The following is a 22,945-nucleotide window of genomic DNA, read 5'->3' on the forward strand; positions in this document are numbered from 1 at the left end:
GCCCGCCTCGGGCCGTCACTTCAGGCCGGCCTCGGCGCAGGCGTCCGCGTAGCCGCCCGAGCAGATCTGCTTGACCGTGTAGATCTTGTCCTTGACCACCGTCTGCTTGATGTTGGACCGCTTCAGCGCCACGACGCTGATGCTCGCCGTGTGGATCTGCTTGGTGGTCGGGCTGTCGGTGCGGCTGGTGGCCAGCGCCTCGAACTCGATGTCGCGGCCCTGGGCGATGCGGACCGCCATCTCGGCGGCGGTGGCGGCCTCGTCCGGGTAGGGCTTGTAGACGCTCATGTACTGGTCGCCGGTGAGGATGCGGCGGACGGCGGCGAGTTCGGCGTCCTGGCCGGTGATGGGCGGCATCTTGGTGACGCCGGCCTCCTTCAGCGCCGCGATCACACCGGCCGCCATGCCGTCGTTCGCCGAGTAGACGCCCGCGATGTTCGCGGCGCCGAGCGCGGTGATGGCCTGCTCCATGTTGGCCTTGGCGTTCTGCGGCTTCCAGGCCACGGTGTCGTACGACTTCGCGACCGTCACGGAGTTCCCCAGCTCCTCGCGCGCGCTCTTCTTGAAGTCCGCGGCGTTCGGGTCGGTCGGCGAGCCGTTGATCATGACGACCTGGGCCTTCTTGCCCTGGTCGGCGCCGACGGCGGCGACGAGTTCCTTGCCCTGGGTCTGGCCGACGAGATCGTTGTCGAAGCCGACGAACGCGTCGACCGGGCCCTGGGCGAGGCGGTCGTAGGCGATGACGTGGATGCCCGCGTCCTTCGCCTTCTGCACCGATGCGGCGATCGTGTGTGCGTCCACGGAGTCGACGATCACCGTGTCGACCTTCTCGTCGATCATGTTCTGAAGCTGCTGGTTCTGAAGATCGGCGTCCTGGTCCGCGTTGGCGTATACGAACTTGCCCTGACCGTCCGTGAGTTCGGAGACCTGCTTCTCGATGATCGGCCGGTCGAACTTCTCGTAGCGCGCGGTCTCCTTCTCCGGCAGGAGCAGACCTATCTTGACATCGTTGCCCTTGCGCACGGGAGCGCTGCTGTCGCTGCTCCCCCCGGGCAGCACACCACCGCAGGCCGTGAGCGAGACCAGCAGGACGGATGCGGCGCCCGCTGTCGTGGCGCATCGCATTCGCGTGTTCATTACGGATACCTCCCTGACGTGGCCGCGACGGTGCGGCCGAGGTGGCTCGAAGCCAACTCGGCGCCCCATGCGTCGTCAAGAGGTGAACCAATAACGCAACGAAACCGCGTCCGTTACTTCCCCACATGAAGTCGGAAGTCCCCCCAAGGGGCGAATACTGGACATCCGTTCCGTGTTCACAGGATGCTCACTTTTCCGCCACGTTCTCGGGCGGCGCTCAGGCGGGCACCCTGTCGAGGAATCCGTGCGCGGCGCGGATCCGTCCGTCGTCGTCCAGCTCGACCACGTCGAACCCGGCGACGGGCGCGCTGCCGTCCTGCTCCGACACCAGCTCCCAGCCGAACCGGGCGAGCCGGTGGTGGCCGTCGACGGCGCCGAGCGGCCGGAAGAAGAAGCCGGGGAACTGCTCGTGGGCGGCGTCGATGACGGCGGCGACCCCGTCGTGGCCGGTGACGTCGGCGAGCGGGTCGGTGTAGGTGCCGTCCTCGGTCCAGGCGGCGGCGACGGCCTTGGCGCGGTCCTCGGGGGTACGGGCGTTCCAGGCGTCGAAGTAGCGGGCGGCGGCGGTGTCGTAGGCGGTCGTGCTCGTGGGCTCGGCGGTCATGGCGTGTACCTCCTGAAGTCACCTGGTCTCGCGGGACCCGGAGCCCGGACGGAGTGCGCCGCCCGGGTTCCGGTGACGTCAGAGTGCCGGGCGGGGCGGGGCCGGTCGATTACGTGGGAGGTAAGGGCGCCGGGGCCATCAGGTGCGGCGCGGCGCGGTCCGGCACGGCGGGCAGCAGCCCGGTTCCGGGCCCCGGTAGGCGCGGTCGCAGGTGTCGCAGTTGTGGAGGGGGTGCCGTACGGGGTCGGGGGGCGCCGGGGTTCCGAAGGCCGGGGTCCTGGGTGGCAGGAGGGCCGTCAGGCGGTGGGCCAGCAGGGCCGCCGGGCTGCGGACCGGGCGGTCATCGGGGAGGTCGCGGGTCAGGGTGTGGCGGACGGCCGCCGGGGTGAGGTCCCGTTCGAACCAGGCGACGACGCCGGGGGCGAGGCGTTCGGCGTCGCGCCGGGAGAGGGTGAGGCGGGCGTCCGCCCGGTGCAGGCCGACGAGGAGGTCGGTGGCGGCCTGGAGGGTGGTGGGGCTCGGCCGGTGTTCGGGGTGGGGGACGGTGAGCGGCTTGGCCTTGGGCTTCTGCTGCCGCCTGGGTTCTTCGGGGGCCGGGGTCGCGCCCGGCCTGTTGCAGGAGATCGTCCGGGTGCGGACGCGCCCGTCCGGAGTGCGGTGCCGTTCCCGGCGCAGGTAACCGTGGGCTTCGAGTTCGCGCAGGGCGGCGGCGATCCGGCTCGTGCCCTCCGGGAAGCGGGCCGCAAGGGTTCTGACGTCGACCCGCGCCCCGGCCGGGAGGGACTGGATGTGGACGCCGAGGCCGATCGCGAGGCCGGACAGTTCCCGGTGCTGGGCGAGGTGGTTGCCGACGACCGTGAAGTGCGAGTGGTGTCGCACATTCTCGTGGACGATCCCCGCGCGGGGGACATCCGCCGGGATTCGGCCCGGGGCGCGCGTGGGCGCGCTAGGGTTCTGGGTATCCATGAGGAAGGTACTGCTTCCTTGATGGTCAGGCCCTCGATCGGGATCGCTACTCCCGGCCGGGGGCCGACGTATGTCTGCGGTTGTGGCGCTGAGCGTAAGGCAGGCAACGGGGGCCGGTGCCAGCCGAGTTGCCGATGTTCACCGTTGCGGGTGAACGCCTCCGGCGCGGAGGGCGGGGTGGGCTTGGACTGGTTCCTTTGCCCTGAGTGATGTTCCTTTGGGGTTGCCGCCGGGGTCACCGGAGCACGGGTTTCCGGGGGCCGGTCGTACGAGGTCCGGCTCGGCCCGGTCGCGCACCTTCTTCGGATGCCCGTAGGCCGACCGACTCCCGCCGCCCCTTCAACTGCGAAGCCCTACTCCGGTGGCGCGGGCCGGTGCGGGGAGCCCGGGTCGACTGACGGGTGCGGGCCGTCGCAGCGGTCGTGGCGGTCGTGCTCGGCGGGGCCGGGCGCGCGCTCGGGGAAGGTCAGCAGCTTGGCCGGCGCGGGGCTCGCGGAGGCGGGCAGCGCCGGGTCGCCGGCCGACAGGCGGGCGTGCTCCTCCCAGCCCAGCCGGAACCAGACGACCTGCTCCCGCTCCATCTCGTCGACCGTCACGATCCGGATCGCCCGCTCCCCGAACTCGGCGATCTTGCGCCCCAGTTCGACAAGAAGCTCGCCGGTGAGACGTGCCACCCCGTCCGTGGCGCCCGGCGCGTCACGCGCGGACCGCTCCGTCGGCACATCGGCCCTGTCCCGCACCATGTGTCACAACCCCTTCCGCCCCTCCCCAGAGGCGGTCACCTGTTCATCGAGCCACCGTCCGGCAGGAACTGCTGTACCACCTTGACGAAGGTCTCCCGCAGTTCGGGCGGGACCCCCATCCTGTGCGCCGCCTCCTCAGGAGTCAGACGCTCACCCCCGGCCGCCCCGTTCCCTGGATTCCCTCCTGGCACGGCGCCAACCGGAAGATCGCTCTCGGAAAGCCGCCCTGACCGGATCAGTACGTCGCGCAGCGGCACCTCCAGGGCCACCGCGAGCCGGCGCATGGTCTCCAGGTCGGGCATGCTCTGCCGTTGCAGGAGCCTGCTGACGGCCGCCCGGTGCACCCCGGCGTCGTCCGCGAGGCGGGAACGGCCGCCGCCGCGCGGGCTGTCGATGCTGTAGCCGCGCCGCCGCATCAGACCCTCGACCCAGCCCGCGAAGGCGTCGAGCCCGGCGCGCGCCGCCGCCTCCGCGTCGTCCCGACGGTCCGGATCGTTGTGGGCCCGTGCCCACGAACTGCTGCCCATGACGTCGATCTCCCCTCGTCGCGGGCACAGCGTACCGAGCGCGCACGCACGATAGGGATGCGCGCGCGCATCCAGGAACCGGCCATCGCCGCACCATCCGGGACGGACACCTCAGGTGGCCCACATGCCGCACCGCCCTCCTCTCCGCCTCCACGACTCCCCGTAGTCGCTTGCGCACGCACGCGCATCATGCAACCCTGAGCGTTCGATCGCTTTTCTCGAACAAATGTTCCCATACGCGGGGAGGCGCTGCACGTGTTCAGCCCTACAACTCCAGCCGCAGCCGACTTGACCAGCCATTTCTCTCGCCATGACGACGAGCTCGACTGGCGCAGAGCAGCCGCCTGCGCAGCCCTCCCCGCGCGCTACGTCTTCACGCGAAACCCCGCCGACGCGGCCCTTACGTTGCGAGCCTGCAACAAGTGTCCGATCCGGGAGGAGTGCGAGGCCGTCGTGGACCCCGCGCACACCTGGTTCGACGGGGTGAGCGGCGGCCGGCTGTGGCGCAACGGACGCGAGGTGCGGGTCGCGCCCGTGGAAGCGGGTGCCCGATGAGTACCGCCGCCCTGTGGCTGCACACGCTCGCCGAGCGATTCCCGCTGCTCCTCGACGAGTTGACCCCGTCCGGCGGGCGCACCCTGCGCGAGCGCGGCGGCCCGCCCTCCGGCGGCGGGCGCGCCCCCGTACGCCTCTACGTGTCCGACGCGCTGCGCGACATCACCGACGGCGTGACCGAGCTGGAGGAGGCGGTGCGCGAGCGGCTCCGGCTGCGGCCCGCCCGGCCCGCCCCCGTCGTCGTACGGCTGCGGCGCCTCGCCGACCTCGCCGAGCGGGTGGCCGAACTCCCGGATCTGGAAGCGCACTTGATCAGCGAGGCCCGGCGGATGGCCGCGCGGTGCGGGCGGGCCGTCGGAGACCCGGAACAGCTGGTGCGGCTGGCCGGGCGCTGTCCCGCCTGCGACTCCGTGTCCCTGCGCGCGCTGCCCGAGCGGGCCGTCGTGATGTGCGTGAACCCCGTCTGCCGGCATGTGCTGGACGGCGTACCGGAGGAGACCCTCGCATGAGCTGCCTCATCACCGGCGAACTCGCCGCCACCGAGGCCGGTGTCGCACCGGCCACCATCCGCAAGTGGGTCCAGCTCGGCCATCTGAAGGCGGCCGGGAAACAGGGCCGCCGGGTGCTGTACCGCCTGGAGGACGTGTTCGCGGCCGAGCGCATCGCGCACGGCAGGAGCCGCCGCCCCGGCGGCTGACGCCGTCGCCGCACAGCACCTCGAAGGGCCCGCCGACCGGTGTCGGCGGGCCCTTCCGCATGAGTTGGCCTGGTCAAGCGGCATATGACAGAAGCCAGTTGCGGGATCGGGGCACCGGGATCACACTTGGAGCAGCGGCAGAGCTGCGCCCGGACCTCCGGGCGGCGGACCTGCCGTTTCGTGTTGTCCGGACCCCCTCGTCGCGGTCGTGGCCCGGACCGTGCAGGCCTGCGCGCACACATCTGACGACGTTCTCAACTCCCCCTTTTGACGGGAGCTTTCATGTGTCCGTACTGAACTTCCCCGACGTCGAACGCCTCGTCGTCGACTTCCTGAAGAACCGGGCCGAGCTGGCCGGGACGACGGTCGACAACCGGCCGCCGTCCGGGTTCGACGGCACCCAGCGGGTCGTCCTCGTCTCGCGTACCGGCGGGACCTGGATCGACGACCTCTACCTCGACCACCCGATCGTCGACCTGGAGGTGTACGCCGCCGACAAGACGACGGCGCACACGATCTCGCTCGCCGCCCGCGCCTGTGCCCACGAGCTCCAGGGCACCGTCTACGGCACGGCGGCCGTCACCGACGTGGCCGAGGTGGAGGGGCCGCGCTGGTACCCGGACTACAACCGCCCGGCGGCCAGCCGCTATCTCACCCGGCTCCAGCTCTCGATCCGCCCCGCCTGACCCACTCAAGGAGTTCCTTCATGCCTTCTCCGAACACCAGCTCCCAGATCCGCGTCCCGGGTACCGGCAAGGTGCTCGTCGCCCAGTTCAACCCGACCACGCCGGCCGCCGCTCCCGTCGACACCACAGTGGCCTGGCCCGCCGCGTGGACCGAGCTGGGCTACACCTCCACCGACGGCGTCAAGCTCGCCAAGAAGGACAAGATCGACCAGGTGGACGGCTGGCAGTCGGTGAGCGCGCTGCGCTACATCTACTCGGACCGCGAGCTGACCCTGAAGTTCCAGCTGATGCAGTTCAACAAGACCACGCTGCCGTTCTTCATGGGCGGCGGGGCCACGGGCACCGCGACGACCCCGGCCGAGGCCGGCACCTACAAGTACGACCTCACCACCAACCCGAGCGCGGACGAGCGGTCGCTCGGCATCGAGTTCACCGACGTGCAGAACGGCACGGCGGTCGTCTACCGGCTGATCGTCCCGCGCGGCCAGGTCACCGAGACCGAGGAGATCTCGATGACCCGCACCGGGGCCATGAAGCTCGGCGTCACCTTCACCGCGTACGCCCAGGACGACACGTCCAAGCCGCTGGCGACGTGGCTGATGAAGGACGGCGCCTACGCGTAACGGGCCCCGGCCCGACCCCCGCACCATCCGGCCCGGCGCGCGGCGACCCCGCGCGCCGGGCCGGCGCACGTCCGCACGATCTCAACTCGCTCACCCGGAGGCCCACATGCCCGGATTCAACGTCAACGCGGCCCGCGCTCAGCGCCTCGAAGCGCTCGGCCGCGCCTGGACCTTCCAGCTCGACGACGACACCTTCGAGCTGCCGACCGAACTCAGCCGCCCGGTCGCCCGCGAGCTGCGCGGCCTCGACGACAACGACGTGGACGGGCTGCTCCGGCTCCTCCTCGGCGACGCGCAGTTCAACCGCTTCGAACGGCACGACGTCACCATGCAGGACATCGCCGCGATCCTGGAGGCGTACGGCAACGAGACCGGGCTCGGCCTGGGGGAAGACTGAGCCTCGGCGAGCTCGTGGAAGAGCACGCCGAGGCCATCGAGGCCGATCTGCTGCGCCATTACGGCGTGGACCTGCTCGACTGGCACCGGGGTCGGCTGTCGTCACGGCGGCTGGCTTTGCTCGTCCAGCACCTGCCGCGGGACGCCGCCCTCAACCTCGAACTGCACGGCGAAGCCGCGGAGTGGTCGGTCACCGACCACCTCCTGGCCCACGTGATCGACCAACTGCGCGAGTCCAACTGGATGTTCGCCATGGTCAACAGGGACGAGGACGACGACCCGCCCGAGTTCCCGGACCCGCTCCGCCGGCCGGGCGAGACCGAGCCCGGGCCGGCCCCGGAGGAGGTCGCCGCCTTCCTGGGCACTGGTTGAGCCCCGCCGGACGGCCCTAGGCTGCTGCTCCCACACGTCGAACCACGGGAGCGTCATGCGAGGGCAACTCGCCGGGCTGGCGGCCGTCGGCGTCATCGCCGTCCTTCTCACGATCGGGGCGATCCTCCTCCTCAGGAGGTGGCGCGGCACCGTCCTGCTGAGACGGGAGGGCATCCACGTCGTGGGAGAGTGCACCGGCCTTCGCGTCCTGGACGGCGGCGTGACCGTGCAGTTCGAGTTCCAGGTCGCAGGCGTCACGCACTCGGGTGAGTCGGGCGTCCTCTCGGTCACCGACACCGTGCCGGGACAGGACGTGCACGTCGTGTACGCCCCCGGCCGCCCTTCTCACAATGACATGGCGGATTGTGTGTCGGATACGCGGAGCACACCTCTGGAATTCATTGCACTGGCTTTGCTGGCGTTCTTTTTCGACGCCGTAGCGGTGCTCGGTGCGGCGGTCGTGATCATGCAGTAGACCGCATCATTCAACACCTGTGACTCGGCCCGAAAGCGGCCGAGTTTTTTCTTGCCCTTTTCCAGAAACCGGAGACCTCATGGCATCCAGTACTCCTTTGGCACAGGCGATTTCCGCCGAGCTGAAGGCCATAGTCCCCGAGATCAAGACCGACGTGATCAGGGACCTGCAGATCCAGGCATCGACCACCAGCCTCCAAGCACTGAAGCTGGACGTATCCGCCTTCAAGTACGACGAGAAGGGACTGACGTTCTTCGGGAAGCCACTGTTCCCGAAGCTGTCCATGAACTACCTGGTCCAAGGCAGACAAGAAGCGAAGGAGAAAGCGGAAAGGAAAAAGAACGAGGAAATCAACATGGCGAAGGAGGCAAAGGAGCGAGCCGCCGCAGAAGCCCAGGAAAAGGAGCGCGTCGAAGGCTTCGAGAGTGAGCTGCGCCGCCATGTGGACCAGGCCCGCACCCTCTCGCACTCCGCGCGTGAACAGGCCGACCAGGCCAAGAAGGACGCCACGGTCGCCCGCAACCTGCTGAGCAGCGCCCATCAGCAATCCCGGCTCGCGGCCGGCAGCGCCGACCGCGCGAGCAAGAGCTTCACCACGCTGGAACAGCGCGTCGCACAACTCGAATCCCGTCTCTGAAAGCGTGTGTGGAGGACCCGTGTCCCTCGTACAGAAACTCCAGACCGCGCAAGGAGCCCTCTCCAGGTTCTCTTCCGCGGCGTCCAAGACGAACACCTCCGTCAACCGCGCCACCGGCGGCATCAACAAGATGCAGGGCGCTATCGGAACGCTCAAGGGCTCCGCCGGGCAGGTCAGCACCTCCCTCGCCAAGTCCAAGACCTCCACCGACAAGTTCAAGTCCTCCCTCGACAAGCTCAAGTCCTCCGGTGGCAAGGCCAACACCGCCCTGCGGGACGTGAAGCGGCAGTCCGACGCCGTCGAGAAGTCCGTCGGGAAGGCCGGCAAGACCGCCACCGGCGGGGGCAAGTCGATGACCGGGCTCGGCAAGGGGCTCAAGGGCGCCACCCTCGCCCAGAAGGGCCTCAACACCGCGATGAAGGCCAACGCCCTCGGCCTCGTCATCTCGCTGCTCGCGCCGATCATCGGCCAGTTCATCAACATGGACAAGGTCTCCAAGGCCCTGGCCGCCGGCGTGAAGTGGGCCTGGAACGCGATCTCCGGGGCCATCAGGTCCCACTCCGGACCCATCAAGAGCATCATGAAGGGCCTGGTCAACGCGTTCACGGCGCTGCCCCGCGCCTACATCAGCGGCATCAACGCCATGATCCGCGGGCTCAACTCGATCCACGTGAAGATCCCGGGCTGGGTCCCGGTCGTCGGCGGCAAGGAATTCGGGATCCACCTGCCGCAGATCCCGAACATCCCCACCCTCGCCGAGGGCGGCGTCGTCCAGGCCCGCTCCGGCGGCCGCCTCGCCGTCATCGGCGAGGGCGGCGAGAACGAAGCCGTCATCCCGCTGTCCAAGCTCAACCGCATGCTCGGCCACCACCCGGGCAACGCCGCCACGCTCGCCCGGCTGGCCGCGGCCGTCGAGGCGATGGCCGCACGGCCCGTGCACGTCTCGGTGGACTCCCAGGTCATCGCCCGCGCCGTCCAGGTCGGACAGCGCCAGCTCGCCCGGAGGTGAGGAAAACCCATGGCCACTACGGCAACAGGCGGAACCCGCAACCTGTGGATCGGCAAGCCCGGACTGCTCCGTGAGATCGTCCAGGCCGCCAAGAGCTGGGACCGGACCGCCGATCTGAACGTCACCGAGTTCAAGTCCCTCGACGGCGCCGTCACCACCATCGCGCCCCCGCGCACCCCGCGCCGCCTCAAGTTCTCCTGGGACCTGCTGCCGCCGGACGACGCCCAGCACCTGGCGCGACTCGCCCGGCGCGTCAACGGCCCCGGACTGCAAGGGAGTCCGGTGACCTCCTACGGGCCGGTCGCCGTGCTCGACCCGGCGTCCGTGAACCTGCTCGACCCGTACCAGGCCGCCGGCCAGAGCGACGCGCCCGGCGGCGGCGACCACTGGTTCACCGTCTCCGGCAGCGTCGTCGTGAGCCCGGCCGTCGGCGACACCGTCGTGGGCCAGGTCCAGGACGCCGCCACCCGGATCGGCTGGCGGCACGGCATCTGGACCGGCTGGCCGGTGGCCCCCGGCATGAAGGTGTCGTGGCTGGTGCCGCCCGACTGGAGCCCGGTGACCGCCACCGCCCAGCTGGACTGGAAGGACGCCGACGGGGCGTATCTCAGTACGGCCTCCGCCACGGGCGCGAGCGTCACCGGGACCGCCCCGGCCGGCGCCGCCTTCGTCACCCCGATCGGCGGGCCCGGAACCGCCGGGATGGCCGGACTCGCCGGGGCCTGCCTGACCATCGGCGACACCCCGGTCCCGTTCGCACTCGGCGACGGCTGCCCCGCGATGAGCGTCACCGCGTACAGCGACGCGCCCGCGAGCCCGCTCCCGTACCGCAACATCAGCATCGACCTGGTGGAGGTGCGCGATGCTGAACTCTGACGACGACGCCCTCGGCACGGCACTCGCCGCCCCCGAGCGCACCCCGAGCCACACCACCCGCCTCGGCGGGCGGGAACTCGGCGCGCAGGTGCAGTCGTGGAAGGTGGAGCGGGCCTACGCCACCGATCTGCCGGACGCGATGCGCGCGGTCTCCGGCAGCGCGTCCGCGCAGCTGGAGGTGCAGCTCGGCGGCGCCGACGGCACCCCGGCACCGCGCCTGTACTCGGCGTGGGCGCCGCGCGCCACCTCCGACGCCGCCCGCCCCGGCCAGTCCGTGATCCACGAGGCGGGCCTGTCCGGCCGTACCGTGCCCTCCTTCCGCGGCACCGTCCGCTCCCGCACGGCCGCGTCCGGCAGCGACACCGTCACCCTTCAGGCCCTGGACGGCGCCGAACGGCTGCGCGGACCGGCCCAACTGCCCCGCCCCTACCACGGACTGCTGTACGGAAAGCCCGTGGCGAGCACCGTCTGGTGCGTGGACGAGCTGCTGCGCCAGGGCGGGATCGACACCTGCCCACCGCCCCGCGCGCCCGCGCCGGCGGCCGTCCTCGACCAGCCCTTCACCGCCCTGTACGCCTCGCTGCACGGCGGGTTCAACGCCTCCTACGGCCAGCCCGAGACGCTGCCCGACCCGTCCGCGTACTCCTGGATCCGGGACGGCGCCCCGCACGAGATGGCGCTCATGCCCGCCGCCCCGGGCCTGACCGTGTCGTGGATGCCGCGCTCGCGGTTCCCCGCCACGGGACGGGTGTTCCAGGCCGAGGCCCATGTCAACACGGCGCTGGCCAAGGGCAGCGTCGTGGAGCTGAAGCTGGTCTTCGACCGCAGCGCGAACAAGTTCGGCTACTACACGGGCACCTTCAACATCGCCACCGGCCAGGTCAAGATCAGTTCGGGGACGGTCGACGGGGGCGGCTGGTACTTCACCTGGACCTACAGCAAGCTGGCCTCGCTGCGCGGCTCCTGGCACCTCGGTTTCGCCGTCGACACCAGGGCGGGCGGCTCCTCGGTCCTGGCGACCGTGAAGCCGCGGCTGACGGCGCCCGACGGCGAGTACATCGCGGGCACCCCCAACACCTATGTGGACGCCTCCGCCGGGCAGCCGCCGTCCGAGCTGCACCGCGTCGAGCTGACGACCGACATGGCCGTCGAGTGCGTCCAGGTCACCGACCGGTCGTGGCCCGACCTCGACTCGTACAACGGCAACGAGTGGGACCTGAAGGGACGCTGGCGCAAGGGCGCCGTCCTCGACGACGCCGACATCCCGCTGTACGACGTCCCGCAGGTGTCGGGGTCGCAGTGGGACGCCCTGACGGAGATCGCGCGGGCCACGATGTCGACAGCCGAGTTCGACGAACAGGGCGTCTTCCGCTGGCACGGCCCCGCCCGGTTCCGCACCGTGCCGCCCCGGCCGGACCTCACGGTGACCACCCGCCGCTCGATCGCCGCGCTGACCGTCTCCGAGGAGATCGACGCCTGCCGCAACTACTGCCAGCAGCCCTACGCCGACTGGACGGGCATCAGGAGCGTCAACGGCGAGACCGTCACCGACACCGTGGTCCGGAAGATCGATCCGGGGACGGTGGTGGAGGTGCGGTACGCCATCGCCGAGGACGAGAACGACATCGGCCCGCTCCAGATCGACGACGACGCCTCCCCGATCACCGGGCACAAGGTCCGCTTCGGCAGCGCCGCCACCGGCGGCACCTCCGTCAAGGGCAGCGTCACGGTCAGCTCGCTGCGCGACGGCCCGGACTACGTGGTGCGGTTCATCAACCAGGGCACCGCCCCGGTGTGGACCGTCACCAAGGACGGCAGCGCGTCGTCCGTGCAGATCGTCCCGCAGGTCCGCTCCGGACAGTCCCGGCAGCGCACCTTCGCCTGGTACAACACCACCAGCCAGGCGTACTACGGCAAGCAGGTCTACGAGGCCGCGGCCTCCGCCTGGGTGCAGTCCCGGCAGTCCGCCGACACCCTCTCGCACGCCATGCTCGACGCCGGCCGCTTCCCGGTGCCGGTCCTCGGCGAGGTGGAGGTGCTGCACGACCCGCGCATCCAGCTCGGCGACGTCGTACGGGTCGTGGACGCCACCGGCGCCGCCCTGGACACCCTCGCCTGGGTCGTCGGCATCCGCACCACCTGCCAGGCCGGCGCGGCACCGCAGCAGACGCTGACCCTGCGCGGCACCGCGTACAACGGCGTACCGCTCGATCGCGATCTCACCCCGGATCCGCCCGTCGATCCGGTGTACGGCACGCGGCGCACGTACGCGGAGATCACCGCCGGCTACCCGACGCTCGACGACCTCACCGCCACCAAGGTCACCTACCGCACCCTGCTGACCGCGACAGGAGGCACGTCATGAGCGAGACGCCGCCCGAGGCGACCCCGCCGCCGGACAGCACCGAGCCGTCTCAGGAGGAGGGGAACGTGGCGCTGCCCGTTCCCGTCGACAGCGTCGCCGCGACGGCGGGCGACGGCGGCTCCTCCGCCGACACCCTGCCGCCACCCCTGCCCGGATAACCGCGGACCGCCCGAACAGCCCTTACTAAAAGGGCAGTTCGGGCGGCCCCACCCCGCCAGGTCACCCCGAACCGGAGGATCCCGCATGTCCCTGCTCACCCCGCTCGGCGGCCTGCCCTACCCGCAGCCCGCCGACGCCGCGAACATCCCCCAGCACCTCCAGTCCCTGGCCGAGGCGGTGGACGGCCGCACCGTCCTGCGCTTCGCCGACCAGGCCTCGCTGACCGCCAAGATCCCCACACCGGTCGCCGGGATGCTCGCCTTCCTGACGACGCCCAAGCAGTTCACGTACTACAACGGCACCGCCTGGTCGGTGCTCGCCCCGGCCCCCGCGCACGCCGCCAACACCGGCGCCGGCACCACCACCTCCACGGCCTACGTCGAGGCCCTGACCGGCTCCACCGCCACCACCGTCACCTTCACCGCGCCGCCGTCCGGCGCCGTCCTCGTCACCGTCGGCGCGCGCGTCAGCAGCTCGGCGGCGACGGCCTGTTACGCCTCGGCCAACGTCAAGAGCGGCAGCACGACCGTGCTCGCCGCCGCCGACACCCGCGCCGCGCTCGGCACCGGCACCAGCGCCCTGTCGGCCTCGGCCCAGTTCCAGGTCACCGGCCTGACCGTGAACACGTCGTACACCGCGACGCTCGCCTACAAGTCCGGGGCCACCACCAGCACCGCCACCTTCGCCAACCGCTTCGTCACCGTCACCCCCGTGTGAGCACCCCCCGCACCCAAGGGACCAGCCCATGGCCACACCCCTGACCGCCCACGCCCTCGCCCGCGCCCTGCGCGACGAGGGCGTCCACGTCTCCGAACACGCCAACTGGCAGACGCACAACCGCAATCACAAGGGCCCGTGGGGCCCGGTCAACGGCGTCATGCTGCACCACACGGCGGGCCGCGACAGCCTCACCCTCTGCCGGGACGGCACCGCCGCGCTGCCCGGCCCGCTGTGCGTCGGCCTGATCGCCAAGAACGGGACCGTCCACCTGATCGGCCACGGCCGCACCAACCACGCGGGCGCCGGGGCCTCCGCCGTCTACCGGGCCGTATGCGCCGAACTCCCGCTCCCCTACCCGCCGGGCCCGGACGCCGTCGACGGCAACACCCACTTCTACGGCTTCGAGATCGAGAACCTGGGAACGGGCAAGGACCCGTATCCGACGGCCCAACTCGCCGCCGTGGAAAGGGTGTCCGCCGCCCTGTGCCGCGCCCACCGCTGGACGGCGGCGAGCGTGATCGGGCACAAGGAATGGACCCGGCGCAAGATCGACCCGTCGTTCTCGATGTCCGGGATGCGGACCCGGATCGACGCCAGGCTCGGCCTGCGCCCGGTCCCGGCGCCCGCCGAACCGTACGCGCCCTTCCCCGGCGCCGGCTTCTTCGTGCCGGGCCGCCGCAGCGACCTCGTCACCGCCGTCGGCCGCCGCCTCGTCGCGGAGGGCTGCGGCCGCTACCGGGTCGGCCCCGGCCCCGAGTGGGGCGCGGCCGACGTCCTGTCGTACGCGGCCTGGCAGCGCAGGCTCGGCTACGTCGGCTCGGCGGCCGACGGGATTCCGGGGCGCGCCAGCTGGGACCGGCTGCGCGTACCGCACACCTGAGGAGGTGGAGTCGTGATGATCGAGCAAGGACACGAGGGCGTGGCCGTCGAACTGGAACGGCTGCGCCGCTCCGTCGACGTCGGCTTCGCCACGACCCGCGGCGACCTGGCCCTGCTGCTGCAACGCGCCGACCAGACCGACAAGACGCTGAGCGAGCACGAGGACCGGCTCGACGCCCTGGAGCGGTCGCGCTGGCCGCTGCCGTCGCTGGCCGCGCTCACCTCGTGCGCGGCGCTGGCGGTCGCGGTGTGGGAGTCCGCCGCCCGCTGAACGCGGCACCCGGTGTCCGGCCCCCACCGGACACCGGGTTTCCCCTGAACGCGGCGGTCAATGGAACTAAGATCCTATTTCCGCGACGACGACTGGGGGGTTGTCTTGAGCGACAGAAGCGGTGGCAGACCGCGCCGCGTACGGGGGCTCGTCTGGCTGGTCTTCTCCGTGCTGGTGCTCGGCTGCGTCACCTGGTTCGCCGGGGCCGCCGGGAACGGTGAGCGGGTGACCCGGATGTGGGTGAGCGCGAAGGTCGGCAAGGACGGCGGCGCCCGCGTCACCGAGGTGATCGACTACGACTTCGGGCACCCGACATCCGGCCGGCACGGCATCTGGCGCGACATCCCCGGCCTGACCTACGAGGTCGAGGAGGACGACGTCACCGCCACGATGGACGGCCGCCCGGCCCCGTACGAGCTGTCGTACGGCAACACGACGGACAGGAGCATCCGCGTCGGCGACGCCGACCGGACCGTCACCGGGATCCACCGCTACCGGATCTCCTATCCGCTCCCGGACGTCGTCAAGAAGGGCAAGCTGGCCTGGGACGCCGTCGGCACGGGCTGGAAGGTCGACCTGCACGACGTCGAGATCCACGTCGCGGCGCCGTACGGGCTCGACGGGATCCGGTGCGTACGGGGCAGGACCGCGTCCACGCAGAGCTGCCGGGCGACCCGGCCCGGGGCCGGGCAGCTCGTCGCCGCGCCCGGCACCGTCCCGTCCGGGCACGGGGTCACGCTGTACGCCTCCGCCGACCGGTCCAGCGCCGTGCGGGCGGCCGACCCGGCACCGCCCGCGGGCGCGCGGCCCGACGCCGAAGCGGCCACGAACCCCTTCCGCACCGGGTGGACGACGGCCGGACTCGCCCTGGTCTGCGGCCTGTTGGCCATCGGGCTGATGCGCCTGCTCGGCCTCGACCGGCGCCCCGAGGCACTGGAGCGGCCGAAGACGGGAACGCCGCCCGAGGGACTGACCCCCGCCCAGGGCGGCATCCTGCTCACCGAGCACGTCCGCCCGCACCACAAGGTCGCCTGGCTGCTCGACACGGCCATCCGCAGGCACATCGACATCTCCGGCAGCGACAGCAACCCCGCGCTGCGCCGCACCGGCGCACGCGCCGGAGCTCCGGACGAGGACACCGAGGCCGTGCTCGACGCCATGTTCGCGGGCCGCAGGGAACTCGTCCTCGGGGCGTCCGACCCGTGGTTCCGGTCGGGCTGGCAGTCCCTCGGCGACCGCCTGGACGGATGGCAGCGGACCAGTGATCTCTGGGAGCCGGCCGCCGAACGGCGTGCCAACGCGGGCCTGATGACCGGACTGGCCACCACCCTCGTGGGCGTCGTCGCCGCCATCACCGGCAGCGTGCTCATCAGCCACGTGAACGCCGGAGGCCCCCCGACGGCGCTAGCGGGCGCCGCGCTCACCGGCGTCGGCATGGCCCTGTGCCTGTTCTCGTGGGAGCTGAAGCGGCGCACCGCCCGGGGCGCGGCCCTGCGCGATCAGGTCGCGGCGTTCCGGCAGTGGATCGCCGAGGAGGGCGCCTCCGCGCAGACCGAGGACGCCGAACGGTTCGAGCTGCTCACCGCGTGGGCCGTGGCGCTGGGGCTGGCGAAGCGCTGGGAGCAGAGCATCGAGGCCTCCACCGCCCCGGACGCCACCGGCACCGCCCGCCGCACGTCCACCCTCTCCCGGCTCGGCCCGGCGCTCGCCGTCGGCCTCATCACCGCCGCGGCGGCCTCGGCCACGTCCCCGTCCTCCAGCGGCGGGGGCGGCGGGGGTGGCGGCAGCAGCTCCGGCGGCGGGGTCGGAGGCGGCACGGGAGGCGGGGGCGGCGGCTCGTGGTGACCCGGGGCTAACCCTCGTACTCGGTCAGGTCGATCGCGTAGAGCCGAAGCCCCTCGTCCTCGCCCGTCGCCGCCATCCCCAGCTTGTGGAGAAGTTTCATGGAGGAGGCGTCGTCGGGGGCGGCGGCCGCCACGACCCGGTCGATGCCCCGGTCCTGAAGCGCGAACTCCAGGGACGCCTGGGCCGCCTCCGAGGCGTACCCCTGTCCCCAGAACTGGCGGCCCAGCCGCCACTGGATGCCGATGTGGCCCGCGATCCGCGGCGGCGCCTCGGGAACGTACAGGCCGACGGCGCCCGCCAGCTCGCCCGAGCCGAGCAGCTCGACGGCGAACACCCCGAACCCCTCGTCGTCCCACTCCTCCTCCCAGCGCTCGATGTCCTCGACGGTGTCGTCGAGGGAGCGCGGCGCCCCGTCACCGACGCGTTGCATCACCGCCGGATCGGCCTGGATCTCGGAGAGCGGAACCAGATCGTCGTCGGGCAGCCAGCGGCGCAGGAGGAGGCGGGGGGTGCGGATCTCGGTCATGGGTCCATCCTGCGGCATGGCGGCGGCGCGGATCGTCACTCCTGGATCAAGATCGCCCGGCGAGGGCAACCCCAACCCGTTCCCGGCGGTCACCTTGGCGTCCGAAGAACCCACCCCCTGCCCTCACCTTTAGGGAGCCGCTGACCCCGATGAGCCAGCCCACCGCCGTCCCCCCGCGCCGCAATCGCGCCGCGGCGACGTTCACCGCCCTCGCGGCCGCCGCCCTGCTCACCGCCGCCGCGGCCGCCCCGGCCGCCGCCGACGAGCCGGCCGAGACCGACGCCCTGTGGATCTCGGCCCCCTACGACCTGGTGCTGCCGGGAGCCGACACCGACGGCAACGCCACCGCCCAGTCCGTCGACGTGCGGCTCTCCCACGACAACACGAACAATTCCGTCTCCGGCGGCACGCTCACCGTCGACGCGAGCGAGCTGGCCGGGATCGCGGATGTGACCTGGCCCACCAACTGCACCGAGGACGTAGCGAGTTCGCTGAGGGCGACGTGCGCCTTCGGCAGCCTCGACGGCGCGCCCTGGATCACCGCCGCCACCCTCGGCATCCGCGCCGAGGCGGACGCCCCGGCCGACGCGTCCGCGTACCTGCACTACTCGGCGAGCGCCGACAGCACCTTCGGCCCGCTCGACGCGTACCCCACGGACACGCACCTCACCGTGGCCAACGGCCCCGACCTGGGCCTGAACCAGCTGCCCTTCAGCGCCAAGGTCGACATCAACAGCGACGTCGCGCAGCCGGTGCGCCTGACGAACTCCGGGAACCGGACGGCCGACCGCACCATCCTCACCCTCTTCGCCTCGCACGGCCTGGACCTGGCGCACCGCTACGGCAACTGCACGTACCTGGAGGGCGACCGCGTCTCCAACCCCATGGGCACGACCGCCGTGTGCGTCCTGGACCAGGCCGTCGCGCCGGGCCAGACGTACGACCTGTCGCCCGCGACCGCCGTGCGCACCACCGGCGCCGCGCTGTACGAGCGCTTCGACTACCAGGTGGCGGCGTACACCGACGAGGCCTACCAGCAGGCCATCGAGGGGCGGCCGTTCGTCCAGGGCAGCGGCGCGGACTTCGTCCCGGCGCCGGTCGCGGCGCTGCGTTCGGCCGACACTGACGACCTCAACCCGGAGGACAACTACCGGATGAGGACGCTGACCGCCGCCAACACCGCGGACCTGAGGGCCACCGCCACGAACATCACCGGCGCCGCCGTCGGCACGACCGTCACCGCGCGGATCGGCGTCCTCAACCGGGGCCCCGCCTGGGTCGCCTCCCTCGGCGCCGGCGCGAGCGTCGCCACCGTCGACGTGACCCTGCCCGCCGGGACGACCGTCACCAAGAAGCCCGCCATGTGCGACGAGGCGGGCGGCTCGCACTACGTGTGCCGCACGCCGATACTGCAGTGGGAGAAGGACCGTACGGTCTTCCCCTTCAAGCTGCGGATCGACTCGGCCGACGCCCTCGGCGCGACCGGCACCGCGGCCACCCGCAACAATGACCCGGAGCTGTCCATCAGCGCCTTCGACCCGAACCTGAAGAACAACAGCACCACGTTCACGATCAGCGGCTGACCGACAGCGCGTCACACCCGCGAAGGGCCCCGGAGACGTGATGTCTCCGGGGCCCTTCGTACACGCGGTTCAGTCCTGCGGCCGCTTGGGCCGCCACACCACCAGCGCGCTGGTCTGCTGCACCTCCTGGTACGGGACCAGGTCGCGGCGGTACGAGGCGTGTACCGCCGCTTCACGTTGCTGCATGGCCGCGGCGGCTCCCTCCACGGCGGCGGACAGCTCCGCCACCCGGGACTGGAGCGCGGCGACCTGGTTCTCCAGCTCGATGATGCGCTTGATGCCCGCCAGGTTGATGCCCTCGGTCTGCGACAACTCCTGCACCTGGCGGAGCAGTTCGATGTCGCGGGCCGAGTAGCGCCGGCCGCGCCCGGCCGTGCGGTCGGGCGAGACCAGGCCGAGGCGGTCGTACTGGCGCAGGGTCTGGGGGTGCAGGCCGGACAGCTGGGCCGCCACCGAGATGACGTACACCGGTGTCTCGTCGGTCAGTTCGTACGGGTTGCGGCGACGGCCATCCATCTGGCTCAAGCTCCCTTCGCGGCCTGGAACAGTTCTGCCCGCACATCGGTGTCCTCAGTCGCCTCGCGGAACGACTCCAGGGCCGAACGGGCCTCGTCGGACAGGTCCTTGGGGACCGCGACCTCGACGGTGACCAGCAGGTCGCCGCGGGTGCCGTCCTTGCGCACGGCGCCCTTGCCGCGGGCCCGCATCGTCCGCCCGTTCGGCGTGCCCGCGGGCAGCTTCAGGGTGACGGCGGGGCCGCCGAGGGTCGGCACCTTCACCTCGCCGCCGAGCGTGGCCTCGGTGAACGTGACGGGCACGGTCACCGTGAGGTTGTCGCCCTTGCGGTCGAAGACCGGGTGCTTGTCGACGTGCACGACCACGTACAGGTCGCCCGCCGGTCCGCCCCGCTCGCCGGGCGCGCCCTTGCCGCGCAGGCGGATCCGCTGCCCGTCGGAGACTCCGGCGGGAATGCGGACCTGCATCGTGCGCGAGGACTTGGCGCGGCCCGACCCCTTGCAGACCTCGCAGGGGGTCTCCGCGATCAGGCCGCGGCCCTTGCAGTCCACGCACGGGTCGGTGAGGGAGAACCCGCCACCGCCGCCCCGCGAGACCTGCCCGGTGCCGACGCAGGTCGGGCACACGCGCGGCGTGCCGTTCTTGTCGCCGGTGCCCGAACACGCCTTGCAGGGCGCCTGGGAGGACATCCGCAGCGGAACCGTGGCCCCGTCCACCGCCTCGGTGAAGCTGAGCGTCACCTCGGACTCGATGTCCTGGCCGCGGCGCGGCTGGGTACGGGTGCCCGTGCCCGCGCCGCCCCGGTTGAACAGGCCGCCGAAGACGTCCCCGATGCCACCGCCGAAGCCGCCCTGGGCCCCGCCGCCGGCGCCGCCGCCCTGGGCGCCGCCGCCGAAGAGGTCACCGAGGTCGAAGTTGAACGTGCCGCTCCCGCCGGCGCCGCCGGGCCGGAACCCGCCGTTGCCGAACAGGGCGCGCGCCTCGTCGTACTCCTTGCGCTTCTTGGGGTCGCCGAGGACGTCGTTCGCCTCGGAGATCTCCTTGAAGCGCTCCTCCGCCTTCGGGTTCCCCTTGTTGGCGTCGGGGTGGTTCTCCCGCGCCAGCTTGCGGTACGCCTTCTTGATCTCGGCGTCGGTGGCGTCCTTGGGGACGCCGAGGACCTTGTAGTAGTCCTTCTCGATGAAGTCCTTCGTGCTCATCGGCCTCGACGTCCCTCCTTACCGGGCTCGGTCACATCGGTCGGCACCTGGTCACGGTCAGCCCTCGTCCGGGCCACCGGTCTCCTTCTCGGCGTCCTTGCTGTCGGACGCGTCGTCGGACTTGACGGTCTGCGCGCCCGGCTGCGGCTCCGCGACCGCCACCCGCGCGGGGCGGATGGTGCGCTCGCCGATCCGGTAGCCCGGCTGCAGGATCGCCACGCAGGTCGTCTCGGTGACGTCCGGCGCGTAGCTGTGCATCAGGGCCTCGTGCACGGTCGGGTCGAAGGGCTCGCCCTCCTTGCCGAACTGCTGAAGGCCCATCTTGGCGGCGACCGTCTCCAGCGACTCGGCGACGGACTTGAAGCCGCCGACGAGTTCGCCGTGCTCACGGGCGCGGCCGATGTCGTCGAGGACGGGAAGCAGCTCGGACAGGAGGTTCGCGACGGCGATCTCCTTGACCGTGACGCGGTCCCGCTCCACCCGGCGACGGTAGTTCTGGTACTCGGCCTGGAGGCGCTGGAGGTCCGTGGTGCGCTCGCTGAGCGCGGTCCGCACCTGGTCCAGCTGCGCCGTCAGGGCCACGTCTTGGGCACTCTGGTTGCTGGAAGCTGAGTCCCCGGCCGGGGCCGCGCCCTCCTTCTCGGAGGGCGCGGTCTTCGGCTCGGCGTCGTCGGAGGTGGCGCCGGAGGGGACGTCAGGCTTCTCGTTCTCCTCGAAGCCCGGGGTCTCCTCCGTCACGCGGCACCGTCCTTGCGGTCCTCGTCGACGATCTCGGCATCCACGACGTCGTCGTCGGCGGCCTTGGCGTCACCCTGCGGGGCCTCGCCACCGGCGGCCTGCGCACCCTGGGCGTCGGCGTACATGGCCTGGCCCAGCTTCTGCGAGACGGCGGCGACCTTCTCGGTGGCGGTGCGGATCTCGGCCGAGTCGTCGCCCTTGAGCTTCTCCTTCAGCTCGGTGACGGCCTCCTCGACCTCGGTCTTCACGTCGCCGGGGACCTTGTCGGCGTTGTCGGCGAGGAACTTCTCCGTCTGGTAGACGAGCTGCTCGCCCTGGTTGCGCGACTCGGCGGCCTCGCGGCGGGCGTGGTCCTCCTCCGCGTACTTCTCGGCCTCTTCGCGCATCCGGTTGACCTCGTCCTTCGGCAGCGAGGAGCCACCGGTGACGGTCATCTTCTGCTCCTTGCCCGTGCCCAGGTCCTTCGCGGTCACGTGCATGATGCCGTTGGCGTCGATGTCGAAGGCGACCTCGATCTGCGGGACACCGCGCGGGGCCGGCGGCAGACCGGTCAGCTCGAACATCCCGAGCTTCTTGTTGTACGCCGCGATCTCGCGCTCGCCCTGGTAGACCTGGATCTGCACCGACGGCTGGTTGTCCTCGGCCGTCGTGAAGATCTCGGAGCGCTTGGTCGGGATCGTGGTGTTGCGCTCGATGAGCTTCGTCATGATGCCGCCCTTGGTCTCGATACCGAGCGACAGCGGGGTGACGTCGAGCAGCAGGACGTCCTTGACCTCGCCCTTGAGGACACCGGCCTGGAGGGCGGCACCGATGGCGACGACCTCGTCCGGGTTCACACCCTTGTTGGCCTCCTTGCCGCCGGTCAGCTCCTTGACGAGCTCGGCGACGGCCGGCATACGGGTCGAGCCACCGACGAGAACGACGTGGTCGATCTCCGACAGGTTGATGCCCGCGTCCTTGATGACGTTGTGGAACGGCGTCTTGCAGCGCTCCAGCAGGTCGGACGTGAGCTGCTGGAACTGGGCGCGCGTGAGCTTCTCGTCCAGGTGCAGCGGGCCCTCGGCGGACGCCGTGATGTAGGGCAGGTTGATCGTGGTCTCGGTCGAGGACGAGAGCTCGATCTTCGCCTTCTCGGCGGCCTCGCGCAGGCGCTGGAGCGCCATCTTGTCCTTCGACAGGTCCACGCCGTGGCCGTTGTTGAACTGCTTGACCAGGTAGTCGACGACGCGCTGGTCCCAGTCGTCACCACCGAGGTGGTTGTCGCCGTTCGTGGCCTTCACCTCGACGACGCCGTCGCCGATCTCGAGGAGCGAGACGTCGAAGGTGCCGCCACCGAGGTCGAAGACGAGAATGGTCTGGTCGTCCTTGTCGAGACCGTAGGCCAGGGCGGCGGCCGTCGGCTCATTGACAATACGCAGGACGTTCAGGCCCGCGATCTCGCCGGCCTCCTTCGTCGCCTGGCGCTCCGAGTCGTTGAAGTACGCCGGGACGGTGATGACCGCGTCCGCGACCTTCTCGCCCAGGTACGCCTCGGCGTCCCGCTTCAGCTTCTGCAGGATGAAGGCGCTCATCTGCTGCGGGTTGAAGGTCTTGCCGTCCAGGTCGATCGTCCAGTCAGTGCCCATGTGGCGCTTGACCGAGCGGATCGTCCGGTCCACGTTCGTGACCGCCTGGCGCTTGGCGACCTCGCCGACCAGCACCTCGCCGTTCTTCGCGAAGGCGACGACGGACGGCGTGGTCCTGGCGCCCTCCGCGTTCGTGATGACGGTGGGCTCGCCGCCTTCGAGAACGCTGACGACGGAGTTAGTCGTGCCCAGGTCGATGCCGACCGCACGTGCCAT

The 22,945-nt window shown here is 71.3% G+C and carries 27 protein-coding genes; 17 read left to right on the forward strand and 10 right to left on the reverse strand.

The window, feature by feature from the left end:
- Positions 1-15 precede the first annotated feature (15 nt).
- From ABII15_RS18190 to ABII15_RS18210, 5 genes are all read right to left on the reverse strand, one after another.
- The gene (locus ABII15_RS18190; RefSeq protein ID WP_353943379.1) at positions 16-1,137 is read right to left on the reverse strand and encodes a substrate-binding domain-containing protein; all 1,122 of its coding nucleotides are present in this window, start codon (positions 1,135-1,137) and stop codon (positions 16-18) included.
- Between the two features lie 217 nt (positions 1,138-1,354).
- Positions 1,355-1,741: a nuclear transport factor 2 family protein gene (locus ABII15_RS18195; RefSeq protein WP_353943380.1), complete on the reverse strand. Its 387-nt coding sequence runs from the start codon at positions 1,739-1,741 to the stop codon at positions 1,355-1,357.
- Positions 1,742-1,879: 138 nt separating this feature from the next.
- A complete protein-coding gene (locus tag ABII15_RS18200) occupies positions 1,880-2,707 on the reverse strand; it encodes a helix-turn-helix domain-containing protein (protein WP_353943381.1) in 828 nt (275 codons plus the stop codon).
- Positions 2,708-3,060: 353 nt separating this feature from the next.
- Positions 3,061-3,450, reverse strand: a complete 390-nt coding sequence (locus ABII15_RS18205; RefSeq protein WP_353943382.1) for a hypothetical protein — start codon at positions 3,448-3,450, stop codon at positions 3,061-3,063.
- 35 nt (positions 3,451-3,485) lie between these two features.
- Complete coding sequence (locus ABII15_RS18210) at positions 3,486-3,866, reverse strand: helix-turn-helix transcriptional regulator (protein ID WP_353947105.1); 381 nt, start codon at positions 3,864-3,866, stop codon at positions 3,486-3,488.
- 662 nt (positions 3,867-4,528) lie between these two features.
- Between ABII15_RS18210 and ABII15_RS18215 the strand changes: the two genes are divergently transcribed.
- The 16 genes from ABII15_RS18215 (at position 4,529) to ABII15_RS18290 (ending at position 16,542) form a co-directional block, all read left to right on the forward strand.
- Positions 4,529-5,041: a hypothetical protein gene (locus ABII15_RS18215; protein WP_353943383.1), complete on the forward strand. Its 513-nt coding sequence runs from the start codon at positions 4,529-4,531 to the stop codon at positions 5,039-5,041.
- Complete coding sequence (locus ABII15_RS18220; RefSeq protein ID WP_353943384.1) at positions 5,038-5,229, forward strand: helix-turn-helix domain-containing protein; 192 nt, start codon at positions 5,038-5,040, stop codon at positions 5,227-5,229. Before ABII15_RS18215 ends, ABII15_RS18220 begins: the two co-directional genes overlap by 4 nt.
- 284 nt (positions 5,230-5,513) lie before the next feature.
- On the forward strand, positions 5,514-5,915 hold the full coding sequence (locus tag ABII15_RS18225) for a hypothetical protein (protein WP_353943385.1): 402 nt from the start codon (positions 5,514-5,516) through the stop codon (positions 5,913-5,915).
- A 20-nt stretch (positions 5,916-5,935) separates the two neighbouring features.
- Positions 5,936-6,538: a phage tail protein gene (locus tag ABII15_RS18230; protein ID WP_353943386.1), complete on the forward strand. Its 603-nt coding sequence runs from the start codon at positions 5,936-5,938 to the stop codon at positions 6,536-6,538.
- Between the two features lie 106 nt (positions 6,539-6,644).
- Positions 6,645-6,935 (forward strand): hypothetical protein, encoded by a 291-nt coding sequence (locus tag ABII15_RS18235; protein WP_353943387.1) that lies wholly within the window; start codon positions 6,645-6,647, stop codon positions 6,933-6,935.
- A gap of 65 nt (positions 6,936-7,000) precedes the next feature.
- Positions 7,001-7,306 (forward strand): hypothetical protein, encoded by a 306-nt coding sequence (locus ABII15_RS18240; protein ID WP_353947106.1) that lies wholly within the window; start codon positions 7,001-7,003, stop codon positions 7,304-7,306.
- Positions 7,307-7,361: 55 nt separating this feature from the next.
- Entirely contained in the window at positions 7,362-7,781 is a 420-nt protein-coding gene (locus ABII15_RS18245) for a hypothetical protein (RefSeq protein WP_353943388.1), read from the forward strand.
- A 79-nt stretch (positions 7,782-7,860) separates the two neighbouring features.
- Positions 7,861-8,418: a hypothetical protein gene (locus ABII15_RS18250; protein ID WP_353943389.1), complete on the forward strand. Its 558-nt coding sequence runs from the start codon at positions 7,861-7,863 to the stop codon at positions 8,416-8,418.
- A gap of 19 nt (positions 8,419-8,437) precedes the next feature.
- Complete coding sequence (locus tag ABII15_RS18255; protein WP_353943390.1) at positions 8,438-9,427, forward strand: hypothetical protein; 990 nt, start codon at positions 8,438-8,440, stop codon at positions 9,425-9,427.
- A gap of 9 nt (positions 9,428-9,436) precedes the next feature.
- On the forward strand, positions 9,437-10,303 hold the full coding sequence (locus ABII15_RS18260; RefSeq protein ID WP_353943391.1) for a hypothetical protein: 867 nt from the start codon (positions 9,437-9,439) through the stop codon (positions 10,301-10,303).
- Positions 10,290-12,668 (forward strand): hypothetical protein, encoded by a 2,379-nt coding sequence (locus ABII15_RS18265; protein ID WP_353943392.1) that lies wholly within the window; start codon positions 10,290-10,292, stop codon positions 12,666-12,668. Before ABII15_RS18260 ends, ABII15_RS18265 begins: the two co-directional genes overlap by 14 nt.
- On the forward strand, positions 12,665-12,826 hold the full coding sequence (locus ABII15_RS18270; RefSeq protein WP_353943393.1) for a hypothetical protein: 162 nt from the start codon (positions 12,665-12,667) through the stop codon (positions 12,824-12,826). The genes ABII15_RS18265 and ABII15_RS18270 overlap by 4 nt, the downstream gene beginning before the upstream one ends.
- Positions 12,827-12,911: 85 nt before the next feature.
- Positions 12,912-13,544 (forward strand): hypothetical protein, encoded by a 633-nt coding sequence (locus tag ABII15_RS18275; protein ID WP_353943394.1) that lies wholly within the window; start codon positions 12,912-12,914, stop codon positions 13,542-13,544.
- Positions 13,545-13,572: 28 nt separating this feature from the next.
- Entirely contained in the window at positions 13,573-14,427 is an 855-nt protein-coding gene (locus ABII15_RS18280; RefSeq protein WP_353943395.1) for a peptidoglycan-binding protein, read from the forward strand.
- Between the two features lie 15 nt (positions 14,428-14,442).
- The gene (locus ABII15_RS18285) at positions 14,443-14,697 is read left to right on the forward strand and encodes a hypothetical protein (protein ID WP_353943396.1); all 255 of its coding nucleotides are present in this window, start codon (positions 14,443-14,445) and stop codon (positions 14,695-14,697) included.
- A gap of 105 nt (positions 14,698-14,802) precedes the next feature.
- Positions 14,803-16,542 (forward strand): DUF2207 domain-containing protein, encoded by a 1,740-nt coding sequence (locus ABII15_RS18290; protein WP_353943397.1) that lies wholly within the window; start codon positions 14,803-14,805, stop codon positions 16,540-16,542.
- A gap of 7 nt (positions 16,543-16,549) precedes the next feature.
- Here the strand turns inward: ABII15_RS18290 and ABII15_RS18295 are convergent, their stop codons facing one another.
- A complete protein-coding gene (locus ABII15_RS18295) occupies positions 16,550-17,068 on the reverse strand; it encodes a GNAT family N-acetyltransferase (protein ID WP_353943398.1) in 519 nt (172 codons plus the stop codon).
- Positions 17,069-17,217: 149 nt separating this feature from the next.
- Here ABII15_RS18295 and ABII15_RS18300 point away from each other — a divergent pair, with 149 nt between their 5' ends.
- On the forward strand, positions 17,218-18,651 hold the full coding sequence (locus tag ABII15_RS18300; RefSeq protein ID WP_353943399.1) for a hypothetical protein: 1,434 nt from the start codon (positions 17,218-17,220) through the stop codon (positions 18,649-18,651).
- Positions 18,652-18,720: 69 nt separating this feature from the next.
- On the opposite strand, the gene ABII15_RS18305 is transcribed toward ABII15_RS18300, so the two are convergent.
- Genes ABII15_RS18305 through dnaK form a run of 4 tightly spaced genes read right to left on the reverse strand, consistent with a single transcriptional unit; the run spans position 18,721 to position 22,945 of the window.
- Complete coding sequence (locus tag ABII15_RS18305; RefSeq protein WP_353943400.1) at positions 18,721-19,167, reverse strand: helix-turn-helix domain-containing protein; 447 nt, start codon at positions 19,165-19,167, stop codon at positions 18,721-18,723.
- A gap of 5 nt (positions 19,168-19,172) precedes the next feature.
- Positions 19,173-20,366 (reverse strand): molecular chaperone DnaJ, encoded by a 1,194-nt coding sequence (gene dnaJ, locus ABII15_RS18310; RefSeq protein WP_353943401.1) that lies wholly within the window; start codon positions 20,364-20,366, stop codon positions 19,173-19,175.
- A 57-nt stretch (positions 20,367-20,423) separates the two neighbouring features.
- Positions 20,424-21,104, reverse strand: a complete 681-nt coding sequence (grpE, locus tag ABII15_RS18315; RefSeq protein ID WP_353943402.1) for a nucleotide exchange factor GrpE — start codon at positions 21,102-21,104, stop codon at positions 20,424-20,426.
- Entirely contained in the window at positions 21,101-22,945 is a 1,845-nt protein-coding gene (gene dnaK, locus ABII15_RS18320) for a molecular chaperone DnaK (RefSeq protein ID WP_353943403.1), read from the reverse strand. Before dnaK ends, grpE begins: the two co-directional genes overlap by 4 nt.

This window comes from Streptomyces sp. HUAS MG91, assembly GCF_040529335.1.
Taxonomy (GTDB): domain Bacteria; phylum Actinomycetota; class Actinomycetes; order Streptomycetales; family Streptomycetaceae; genus Streptomyces; species Streptomyces tabacisoli.